The sequence below is a fragment of the Clostridium chromiireducens genome, from assembly GCF_003575225.1.
GTDB lineage: Bacteria > Bacillota > Clostridia > Clostridiales > Clostridiaceae > Clostridium > Clostridium chromiireducens.
The window spans coordinates 104229-115935 of record NZ_QXDJ01000005.1; the positions used below are offsets into that span (position 1 = coordinate 104229).

The window sequence follows — 11707 nt, forward strand, 5'->3', positions numbered from 1 at the left end:
TTATATATTTAAAAAGTCTCAGCTTTATAAAAATATATTTTAATTATCAAATCTATTAACTTTAAATAATTTCATATCTTCATTTACTTTACCATCATATAATTCAGTTAACATCATTGCTCCGAGTATTGCAAATATAATTCCATTTGCGCCATAACCTAATAGATACCACAAGTTATTATGTTTAGGACCTGGACCTACAAAACCTAAGTTATCAGGTGTTGATGCAAAGGCGCCACAATATTTATATTCTATTTCGATATTTTCAATATTTTTAAACATGGATTTTAATTTGTTCTCTAATATGTCATATTTTTTATCAGCTAATTTTTCATTAAATATATCTGGTATGAAGGTAACATCCTCTCCACCGATTATAATTCTATTATCCATTGTAGTTCGTAAATAATTATATGGATCACCATTATCTCTTATAAGTATTTTCTCTTCCCAGCCCTTAAAGCTAGAAACTGGCTTAGTAGCTATATTAAATGTAGTTGTCATAGTTCCAAAATTTCTATCTGTAAACAATTTAGTATTATATCCGGTTGCTACTATTACTTTTTTTGCTCTCACTTTATATCCAAATTCAGTTATTACATCAATATAATCCTCATGATGAAGCAAATCAACGACTTCAGTATTTTCGTATACTTTTGCGCCCATACCACATGATACATTTAGCAGTTCATTTGTATATTTATATGGATCTAATTCTGCACCTCCATTTTTTGATATTATACCAGCTTTAAGGTCAAAGTCATATTTATTGCTGCTTTAATCTATATATTCAACATCAAATCCATTTTCTTTCCTAAGGTCATATTCCGTTTTTATACTCTTTATGTCATTTTTCTTAGAAGTATATAATAATGTATTTCTTTTTTTATAATCGCATTTATTGCCGTATTTATTTATGAAGTTTTCTATTTCATCTAATGCTTTAAGGCCTAAATTATAGGATCTTAAGGCATTTTCTAATGTAGTATATGTTTTAAGATCAGATAAGTTATCATCAAGTTCATATTGTAAAAGTGATGTAGTTACACTTGTACTTAAGTGAGCTATCCTTTTCTTTTCTAAAACAACTGCTTTTATATTATTTTTACTAAAATAATACGATGCTATTGCACCTGTAACTCCACCACCTATTATGCAGATTTCAGTTTCTATATCCTCTGTTAAGTATGAGTATTGCTTTTTATCATTATTTATATGTGTAAATAGTGGTTTTCCCTGAACATATTTAATGTACATTAAAGTCCTCCTTGTAATCATTTTTCTTTTAATTATTTTTATATTTTAAATATATCTTTAGCAATAATTATGTAATTATTTTTACCTGTTTTATTTTTTAAGATTTCATATACTTTGCTTTTATATAAATTTATATCATCCTGATTTAAATTTGCTTTATGTACTATATATTTTTGCTTATTACACAGTATTTATTATTAAATTTTATAAATAATAATATTCTAGAGAAAATAAAAATTCAGAAGTAAACATTAGGAAAAAAGAACAAAGGACCTAAATTATTTAAGAAGTACCTTCAATATAAATAGTTTATTACTATATCGCAACGACGAGCTTATTTTATAATAAATCATACAGTTAAAAATACTTTAAAGCGTAAAAACAATTGCTTTGAAAAGTATTTTGATATATAATGATATAAATAATAATTAGGAGTGAATGATTTGGAAAATATAAGTTTGAATGTACCCTTGTTACGCCGTCGAGTCCCTAATTTAACTAGTGCTGCTCGCTCTGTTGGTTTGCGACCTGCAACGGTTTCTGATTTATGTACTGGAAAGATTTCCATTTCTCGTGCTGAAGTTCGCACATTAGTTGCACTTGCATCCTTGGCTAAATGTAGTATGGATGAATTAATATTAAGGGGGGAGAAGATTAAAATGATCGAAACAGGAATCAAAGTTCTAGATTTATTTGCACCACTAACTAAGGGTGGAACTGTTGGTTTGGTAGCTCGCCCTGGAATGGGGCAGTTAGTCCTGCTTGCCGAAATGTTCTATAGATTAAAAAAAGATGGTTATGCCACGATTCTGCTTATGCCTGAGGGAGAGCCAGTGGAATTAAAAAATGGTTTTGAGAATGTAGATTTAATTATTCTCCATACCATTGATGAAGTATATGAAGAAATAGTAAAGATCGGTAATAACAATGAGGTTGCATTTGCTGCTGACAGGTCTAATGTTATAACTGGTGAAATCTATGATTTGCAGGAACGGTTGGTAAGTGTTGGTATACAATCTTTTTTAACATTCCTTGTTGATTTAAAAGGAGAAGTGGTTGATGAAGATTTACCCTACGGCCCTCTTGAGAACTTATGGCAGTTTGATGCAGAGCTTGCGGCAAGAGATAAGTTTCCAGCAATAAACCCCATATACTCTACATCTTCTATTTTAGAAGGCGAGAATTTAGACCCAATTCATTTTTCTACGCAACAACGTGCAAAAAAATTGCTGCGTAGATATCGTGAGTTAAAAGCTTTGGTAAGCGTTCGTGGTTTTAATAGTCTTCCTGCCTCTGAGGTGCAGACATATAATAGAGGTGAACGCCTTGAAGCTTATTTGTCTCAATTTTTCTATGTGGCCGAACCTTATACAGGTAAAGAAGGTACATATGTAAGGCTTCAAGACACACTTGATGATGTCAATAAAATACTTGATGGAATGTTTGATACCACAAATGTTTCATCCCTTCAGTATATTGGGAAACTTTCATAGAAGTTTAAAAATTAATCTGTAAATATTAGGAATGTCATAGTTTATAAGAAATTTATTATAGGAGGTTATTTCATGGAAATATTCAAAGTAATACCAAATCGAACAAGTTTATATGGATCGTTATCTGCTGAATTTGATCCAATATTAACAATCAATTCTGGAGATACAGTTCAATATTCATGTTTTGATGCTGGATGGGGTACTCCATCTGATGAAGGAAAGAGAATAAAGCCCTTTGAAAGAAGAGATATAGATTGGGGGCATGCTCTCTGTGGTCCTATAAAAATTACAGAAGCAAAAAAAGGAATGACACTTGGAGTAAGAATAAATGAAGTTATTCCTGGCCCTTTTGGATTTACGTCGGCTGGTAAATATCCAAATTGGCAAAATCAAAAACTTGGTTTAACCACTTGCGAAGAAATTAATCTTCAATGGGAATTAGATAAAAAAAGTATGATTGGAAGGACAGAAATAAATGGGCGAGAATTTTCTGTAGGGTTGAAACCTTTTATGGGAATATATGCAATGCCACCAGAAGAAGAGGGAATACATATTACATGGCCTCCAAGATTTTGTGGAGGAAACATTGACTGCAAAGAGTTAGGTAAGGGAAGTATCTTATATCTTCCAATTCCAGTAGATGGTGCTTATTTTTTTGTTGGTGATGGACATGCTGTACAAGGTGATGGCGAAATCAGTTGTCAAGCAATCGAGTGTCCCATTGAATTTGTTGAGCTAACATTTACAGTGCATAAAGACATGCACCTTACAATGCCAATTGCTAATACTCCTAATGGCTGGGTCAGTTTTGGATTTCATGAAGATTTGAATGAAGCTACTGTTCAGGCTATGGATGGTATGATAAACCTAATGTGTAGCCTATTTAACTTAAACAGAGTAGAAGCAATTGCATTAGGAAGTACAGTAGTTGATTTAAGAATTACTCAAGTTGTAAACGGAGTTAAAGGCGTGCATGCTGTACTTCCCCATGGTGCATTGAGATAATCAGCATATTCAGAGATGGCTGTTCAAGTCGCTCGTAGCAAGCTTAGTCATATTTCCTTCGCAAAGGGGTCAAGACCATAAGCAACTTCAGTCCTTCGGACTTCAGAAGCACCCCTAGGGGAAACAGGATTTTCCATATGCGAGCATAAGCAAATGAGTCACAGAATCCTCACTAATTTTTCTGAGACCTAAAAATTGCCAAGTAAAAATGAATCACTATTTGCAATATAATCTTCTTTGAAGCCGTCTACCAGTATTTTAGCATATCTTTTTTCAAAGGCTATGAGCGATAAAGAAATTTGCAAGGAGTTATTAGAAAAGATTTTAGAAATTGAAATAGAAAAAGTGTAGAGATGCAACTGCATGAGTATTAATGTTTATCTTATATTTTGAACAGAACTTAAATAAATCTAACCTGGAAATATTTCCAGTGTTAGGTTTATTTTTTATATTCTATATAAAATATTTAAGTTTTTCTTTTCTTGAAAATATATAAAATCATGAACTGCAAAAGGATTAATTTCTTTAAATACGTTTAGCTTAGATTAAGTATTGTCTTAACTTTACAACTATTATAAATTATGATATTATAACAAAAAGATTGGTAAATTATTACCGAATTATTATGAAAATACAAAGAAAATTATCACAATGGTAGTGAAAATGGTAGTATAGTAGGAAAGTGTTAATTGTGAAATTGAAAAATTAGGAGGACAGTAATATGGTAGGAAAAAGAAAATTAGCAGTGTTATTATGTACAGTTTTAGTAGGTGGAATGCTTTCGGGATGTGGACAAGATACAACAGGTTCTAGCAAAGAGAAAACTACTTCATCAGAAGTAAAAAATATTGGGATTATACAATTAGTACAACATGACGCATTAGATTTAACTAATAAAGGTTTTATTGATGGATTAAAAGAAAAAGGATATGAAGAAGGAAAAAACATAAAAATTGAGCAGCAAAATGCTCAAGGTGAACAAGCAAATGCACAAACTATCTCTAAACAATTTGCAGATAGTAAGAAGGATTTGATCTTTGCAATTGCAACACCAGCAGTTCAAGCGGCATACAATGCTACTAAAGATATACCAATAGTATGTTCTGCAGTAGTAGATCCAGTGAAAGCAGGAGTTGCAAAGGATTGGAAGAGTCCGGGTACTAATGTTACTGGTACATCAAATAAGACTCCAGTGGATAAGCAGATGGAATTATTAGTAAAGTTAATTCCAACGGCTAAAACTGTAGGGGTTATTTACAACACTTCAGAAACTAATGCTGTAATTCAAGTTAATGAATTTAAGGCTGAAGCAGAAAAACATGGAATTACAGTAAAAGAAATAGGAGTCACTAATACAAATGAAATAAGCCAAAATTTGGCAAGTGCTCTTGGTGAAATTGATGCACTATATACACCAACAGATAATACAGTAGCTTCAAGCTATACACTCGTAGGTAAGCTTTGTTTAGAAAAAAACATTCCTGTAATTGGTGCTGAAGATGCTGCAATTAGTAAAGGTGCTCTTGCAACTTTAGGTATAGATTATTATAAATTAGGAAAAGAAGCAGGCTTTGAGGCTGCAGAGATATTCGGGGGAAAGAAGCCTTCAGAAATTGAAATAACAAAATTAAGTGAAATAAAAGTTGTTATAAATACAGATGTTGCAAAGAAATTGAATATTAAGATTCCATCAGATATAGAAGCTAATGCTGAAAAAGCAACAGGCGGTATAGTTGAATCGTAATTATTAATGAAAGTAGATGATGATTAAAAATGAGTATAAAGACTAGGAAAATAGTAATAGTTGGAAGTGGAAATGTAGGTTCACATTGTGCATTTTCGCTAGCAATACAGGGGATATGTGATGAAATTGTAATGATTGATAAAATAGAAAAGAAGGCAAATGCAGAAGCAGTTGATTTAAGTGATACAGTTTCATATTTACCTCATTATGTAAAAAGTAAAAAGGGAACTTTTAAGGATTGCGAAGATGCAGATATTGTAGTAGTAAGTCTTGGAATTCCACCAGAGGATAATAAATCACGTTTAGATTACTTAGAAGATACAATAAAAGAAGTAAATACTATAATAGATCCAATACTAGAATCAGGATTTAATGGTATATTTATAGTTATATCAAATCCAGTAGACGTAATAGCTCATTATATATGGAAAAAAACAGGTTTTCCGAGAAATAAAGTATTTGGAACTGGAACAACGTTAGATTCATCAAGGCTTAGAAGAATATTATCAGATGAAACAGGCATAGATCAAAAATCTATACAAGCATATTGCATGGGAGAACATGGGGATTCACAAATGGTACCATGGTCACATGTATATTTTGGTGGAAAACCATTATTTGATTTGATGAAAGAAAAACCAGAAACTTATGGAAAGCTTAATCTAGATGAGTTAACTAGTAGAACAGCAAATGCAGCATATGAGATAATCGCTGGAAAGGGATGTACAGAGTTTGGAATAGGCGTAGGTTTAAGTGAAATAGTTAAAGCAATACTTCATGATGAAAAGAGAATACTTCCTGCATCTACATTATTAGAAGGACAATATGGTGAAGAAAATGTTTTTGCAAGTGTACCTGTTATATTAGGTAAAAATGGAGTAGAAGAAGTTGTAGAAATAAACTTAACGGAAAAAGAAAAATCACAATTTAATCATACATGTGGAGTTTTAAAAGAATATATAGAGAAAGCCAATACGCTTTAAAGCTGAAAGAACCCTCAAACAAGGGTTCTTTTTTTGCAGTTAAATTAGATATTTTTATTACAATTTTTGAACATTTATAGCCATAGGTCCCTTTTCGCCACTTTCAATGTCGAAGGTAACACTTTCATCTTCATGCAGATCTTTATCAGGTCCATTATGTTTAAGTTGAGAATGATGTACAAAAACATCGTCTCCTTTGTCACAAGATATAAATCCATAGCCTCTTTCTGTATCAAACCATTTAACTACACCAGTAACTTTAGCCATGAGAAATTCCTCCTTTTGCAATAAATATATCTTATAGTCTTTGTTAAAAGAATGGATTTTATTCAAAGGTTAAATCTATCAATCTATTACATGGTGGCAGTATAAATGTTGAAAGTAAATATGGAAAAGAGAGCGAGTTTACTTAACAGTGCCTTAATTAGTACATTTAAGATTAAAAAACCGTATTTAGCATAGATATATACTAAATACGGTTTTTTAAAGAGCATAACAATCTTCACTAGCACAATAAGAGATAGTTTAGCATCATATTATAATCTTTCGACTATAATACAACAAATCACAACCAATTATTATGTTTCGCTCCACCACGTAACATATTTATTCAACTTAATATAACCTCACGGCTATATTAAATCAATTCAACACATTAAATAATGTTAACTCGACCTTATACACTAAGTTGGAGTACTAATATAATAGATATAAATCAACTATAATAAAACTTTTCCCCACCATATAAAATCTTATCGCCGACTATTATAACAACTATATGTTATAACCATTATAAAATCTTTGTTCGACTTATATACACCCTTATATCAAGAGCATATATAAATCTTTGCTCGACTGTTATGTTCCTTATGATATTAATATGTGTAGTTTTATTTTAAATATACATGATACGAAAAATGAATTTTAAAATAGTTAATGGAAGTTGTATTGCAGAATTATTTCAAGGATATTAAAAGAAGATTTCTCAAGGTTTTTTAGAAAAATAAGAAAATTGAGAAATGAGGAAATATAATCGAAATAATTAAATGAGGTTAGAATATAATTAGAAGAAGTTATCAAACTTAGAGTGATAGTCAGTTAAAAGTTTTAACTTAACCACACTTTATTGATTTTTATAAAATGTTGTGATAGTATGTCATTATATTCTAAAATATGAATAATTTTTATAAAGAATAAACTTGAATAACTTAAAATTGGAGACAATGAAAAATTCTTAGAATATGGGCACCTTAAGAATTTTGAGTCAGTGGTGCAACCGACCAATTTAGATTTAATTATACTTAATATAAAAATATAATTAAATCTAAATTGGCTTTTTTACGTAATTGTAATAACAGAAAAATATTGAATTTAAATGTTAGAGAAATTAAAGGGGATACTGGGAGTTCATATGTTTAATAAAGGTGTAATAAGAAAATTTCTATTTTCATCATTAGGCTTTGGATTTATAATAGGGATTATAATTGGAATAGCAGAGGAGTCTAAAAAAGCTCCTAGAATATTCAGATAAAACCAAAAAGGTAAAGATATACTATAGGTAGTACGTATACTATCAGCAGCGGGTGTATAAGATGCACTTTCTTTTAAGATATCACACAAGGAACCAATTCCACATGGAGCTGATGTTGAAATTATAATGAATAGTAGAAGAATGCATTTTAAGTCAACGGTTGTAGATGTTTTGACTATTAAATAGTAAATTTAGTAAATAAAATATTACAGAATTGAAGGGAGAATTTTAAATGAAATTTTTTACAGATTTAAGTATTAAGAAAAAGCTTATAGCTGCATTTTTATTAATCTGCACTTTTATAGTTTTTATAGGGGCAGAAGGGCAATATATTTCTTGGAGAATAAATAAAAATGCTGAGAAAATGTATAGTAATTATTTACTATCTATTAGAAATTTAAAGACAATTGAACAGAATCTTCAATACACTAATGTTAAAGTGCTTAAAATAATTTTTGACAAAGATAAATCTACTATAGATAAGAGAGTGAAAGATATAAAAGCGGTAATGGATAGCAATAAAAAGTTGGAAAATGAATATGAACTTTTACCATCAATGTCATCAGAAGAAGATAAATATTATGAAGATTTTAAAAGTGCTATGACAAAATATGAAGAGCTTCAACTTAAACTAGCTGAACTGACGAAGGAAGGAAAAGAAGAAGAGGCATTTCAAATCTACCAAACAGATGGAGATAAATTAAATAGTCAAGCGTATGATAATTTAGAAAAATCTATTCAAGTAAATCAAGAATTGGCAGAAAAAGCTAATATAGATAATAATGCTGAATTTGCAAGAGTTACAAGGCAAATAATTATACTTACAGCTATAGCATTTTTAATAGGTATTTTAATTGCATATTTCCTAAGTAAAAATATAATAAATGCACTAAACAGAACAAAAGAGTTAGCACAAAGGCTATCAAATTACGATTTTAGAACGCCAATTAAAGTCATAGGTAACAACGAATTTGGACAAACAGGTGCAGCTTTAAATATTGCACAAGAAAATATAAGAGAATTAATAAAAGTAATTATGGAAAATTCCCAAGACATAAGTGCATCATCAGAAGAACTTTCAGCAACGGTTGAAGAGTTATCAACTAAAGCTGATATTATAGAACGATCAGTTATCAATATTGTGGATGGTATGCAAAATGCCAGTGCTACGACAGAGGAAATAAGTTCATCAATTGAAGAGGTGGATTCAAATGTTAATACCCTTTCTTCAAAAGCTATAGAAGGAAGTAATAATGCGGATCAGTCTAAAGAAAGATCTACAAAAATTAAAAATAATAATCAAAAAGCTATTGAAGAAACAAGAAAGCTTTCTGCTGAAAAACAAGAAAAAATGGCAAAGGCTATTGAAGATGGAAAAGTGGTTGATAGTATTAAAGTTATGGCAGATACAATTGGAGGTATAGCACAACAAACAAATTTATTGGCGTTAAATGCTTCAATAGAAGCTGCAAGAGCGGGTGATCAGGGAAAAGGCTTCGCAGTAGTTGCAGATGAAGTTAAAATACTTGCAGAGCAATCCGCAGAAGCGGCAATAAATATTCAAGATACTATCACTAAGGTCCAGAATGCATTTAAAGTCAGTATTGATACTGGCAGCGATATATTAAAATTTATAAATACACAGGTAAATGAACAATTTAATGAGTATAGTGAAGTGGGAAATCAGTATTATAGCGATTCTGATTTTGTTAGCAAAATGTCTTATGAAATTGCTGCTATGTCTGAAGAAATAACGGCTACAGTTGGACAAGTTAATGAGGCTGTCCAAGAAATGGCATTGTCTTCACAAAAATCAAGTGAAGAAGCAGAACTAATAAGAGAGAGTATGAATGAAACTACGAAAGCTATAGAACAAGTAGAAATAACGGCACAAAGCCAAGCAGAACTTGCTCAAAAGCTTAATGAAATAATTTATAAATTTAAAATATAAATAAATTCTGTTCATAAACTTTTACCTATTATCTTTTAGTTCTTACCTATGATTTAACTTACACACAAATTCTAATTTGTGAATTTAATTAATTGAAACTTATATATTATAATTTTATATAAATGGGGTAATATGTATGGATGTTGTTAGTTTATTTTCAGCGCTTTCGCTAGTTTCTGTATACATATATATGCATATTGGAATTTTCACTTTTAGGCAGAATAAAAAATCAATTATTAACAGAGTGTTTCTTTCATTATGTACAAGTTATGCTATTTGGTCATTTGCATATGCTTTTGCATATGTATCTAAGGATCAATATAGTTTTTCGCTGTGGAACAAGATTTCTGCGATAGGATGGTGCAGTTTCAGTGCCATTACGTTATATTTAGTTCTTTTGATTACAGAGAAAAAAATCATTAAGAAAAGAATAGTTAAAGTTGCTATATTTTCTCCAGCAATTATATTTTTTTATATGGCAGTATTTCTGTTTGGGGTTAATATTAATACTTCACCATTTATAACGACTATTTTTTATATTGGTGATTTTTTATATAATTTTATTTTTTTAATTATTAGTATAATAACTATATTCGTTTGGGGATTAAAAGCTGATAGTAAAAGAATTAAATATCAATCAAAGATATTAGTTTTATCAAGTGTAATACCATTTTGCCTAAACTTGATAACTCAAACTATTATGCCGTTATTTGGAGTTAATAATTTTCCATTAATGGGACAATTATATTCTGTTATTATGATAATAGGTAATTATATAGTAATTACTAAATATAAGTTTTTAAGGATTCCTGAAAAATTTTTAATAGAAGAAATTGAAAATGAAATTATGGATATAATTATTTTAGTAAATGAAAACTTTGATATTATTAGAGTTTCTGCACATACTCTAAATCTGTTGAATTTTGAAAAGAGTGAAATACTTAATAAAAATATCAATACGCTATTTAATGAAGATATCATAGGGAAAATTCACGAATGCAATAATCAGAAACAATCTAAGAAATGTAATGATATAGAAATCATAGGTAATAATGATAAAATAATTCCAACAAACATTACTGTCATACCTATTTGTGATAATAAATTTAATGATTTTCTGGGAGCAGCTCTTGTAATACAAGATATTAGTATAGAACATGAATTGAGAAGAAAAAATAAACAATTACAGGAAAAAACTATTAGAGATGGCTTAACTAAACTCTATAATCACAAATATTCAATTGAAATAATCGAAAAAGAAATAAATAAGATTAAATTAGAAGGAAATATAAGAGAATTATCATTAATGATGATTGATATTGATTACTTTAAAAATGTTAATGATACGTATGGTCATCTATTCGGAGATTATGTTTTAGAAACATTAGCTGACATTTTAGTGGACAATATTAATGATAGTGGATATGTTGGAAGATTTGGGGGAGAAGAATTTATAATAATACTCCCGCAAATAGGAATAGATAAAGCATACGATATAGGTGAAAAAATAAGAAATTCAATTGCGAAATATAAATTTAATAATTTTCTTAAATTAACAGTAAGCATTGGAATAAAACAATGTAGAAATGAATCTTCTGTAGAATTACTAAAAAATGCTGATGATTTATTATACAAAGCTAAGCAAAATGGAAGAAATCGAATAGAGTATAGTGAATAATTAAGGTAGATAATTATAAATGCATTGATTGATAGAAGTGAGGTTCTTAAGTTAATGCATTTTGT

Annotated in this window: 8 protein-coding genes, 1 pseudogene and 1 riboswitch; of the genes and pseudogenes, 7 read left to right on the plus strand and 2 right to left on the minus strand. The window is 29.7% G+C overall.

All coding sequences use genetic code 11. From position 1 onward, the window contains the following. Nucleotides 1-39 precede the first annotated feature (39 nt). Nucleotides 40-1257, minus strand: a pseudogene (locus D2A34_RS19205) (NAD(P)/FAD-dependent oxidoreductase). A gap of 443 nt (nucleotides 1258-1700) precedes the next feature. Here D2A34_RS19205 and D2A34_RS19210 point away from each other — a divergent pair. From D2A34_RS19210 to D2A34_RS19225, 4 genes are all read left to right on the plus strand, one after another. Further along, nucleotides 1701-2750, plus strand: a complete 1050-nt coding sequence (locus D2A34_RS19210) for a P-loop NTPase family protein (RefSeq protein ID WP_119367659.1) — start codon at nucleotides 1701-1703, stop codon at nucleotides 2748-2750. A 72-nt stretch (nucleotides 2751-2822) separates the two neighbouring features. Next, complete coding sequence (locus tag D2A34_RS19215) at nucleotides 2823-3755, plus strand: acetamidase/formamidase family protein (RefSeq protein WP_119367660.1); 933 nt, start codon at nucleotides 2823-2825, stop codon at nucleotides 3753-3755. A 721-nt stretch (nucleotides 3756-4476) separates the two neighbouring features. After that, complete coding sequence (locus D2A34_RS19220) at nucleotides 4477-5499, plus strand: ABC transporter substrate-binding protein (protein ID WP_119367661.1); 1023 nt, start codon at nucleotides 4477-4479, stop codon at nucleotides 5497-5499. A gap of 29 nt (nucleotides 5500-5528) precedes the next feature. Further along, a complete protein-coding gene (locus D2A34_RS19225) occupies nucleotides 5529-6482 on the plus strand; it encodes an L-lactate dehydrogenase (protein ID WP_119367662.1) in 954 nt (317 codons plus the stop codon). A 57-nt stretch (nucleotides 6483-6539) separates the two neighbouring features. Here the strand turns inward: D2A34_RS19225 and D2A34_RS19230 are convergent, their stop codons facing one another. After that, entirely contained in the window at nucleotides 6540-6749 is a 210-nt protein-coding gene (locus tag D2A34_RS19230) for a cold-shock protein (RefSeq protein WP_119367663.1), read from the minus strand. A 940-nt stretch (nucleotides 6750-7689) separates the two neighbouring features. Beyond that, a riboswitch (cyclic di-GMP riboswitch) is annotated at nucleotides 7690-7773 on the plus strand. 84 nt (nucleotides 7774-7857) lie between these two features. On the opposite strand from D2A34_RS19230, the gene D2A34_RS27065 reads away from it, so the two are divergent. The 3 genes from D2A34_RS27065 to D2A34_RS19240 all read left to right on the plus strand — a co-directional run bounded on the left by D2A34_RS27065 (nucleotide 7858) and on the right by D2A34_RS19240 (nucleotide 11642). Next, nucleotides 7858-8013, plus strand: a complete 156-nt coding sequence (locus tag D2A34_RS27065) for a hypothetical protein (RefSeq protein ID WP_207669029.1) — start codon at nucleotides 7858-7860, stop codon at nucleotides 8011-8013. A gap of 232 nt (nucleotides 8014-8245) precedes the next feature. Further along, nucleotides 8246-9964, plus strand: coding sequence for a methyl-accepting chemotaxis protein (locus D2A34_RS19235; RefSeq protein WP_119367664.1), 1719 nt, complete (start codon nucleotides 8246-8248; stop codon nucleotides 9962-9964). A 136-nt stretch (nucleotides 9965-10100) separates the two neighbouring features. Then, a complete protein-coding gene (locus D2A34_RS19240; RefSeq protein WP_119367665.1) occupies nucleotides 10101-11642 on the plus strand; it encodes a histidine kinase N-terminal 7TM domain-containing diguanylate cyclase in 1542 nt (513 codons plus the stop codon). Nucleotides 11643-11707 lie beyond the last annotated feature (65 nt).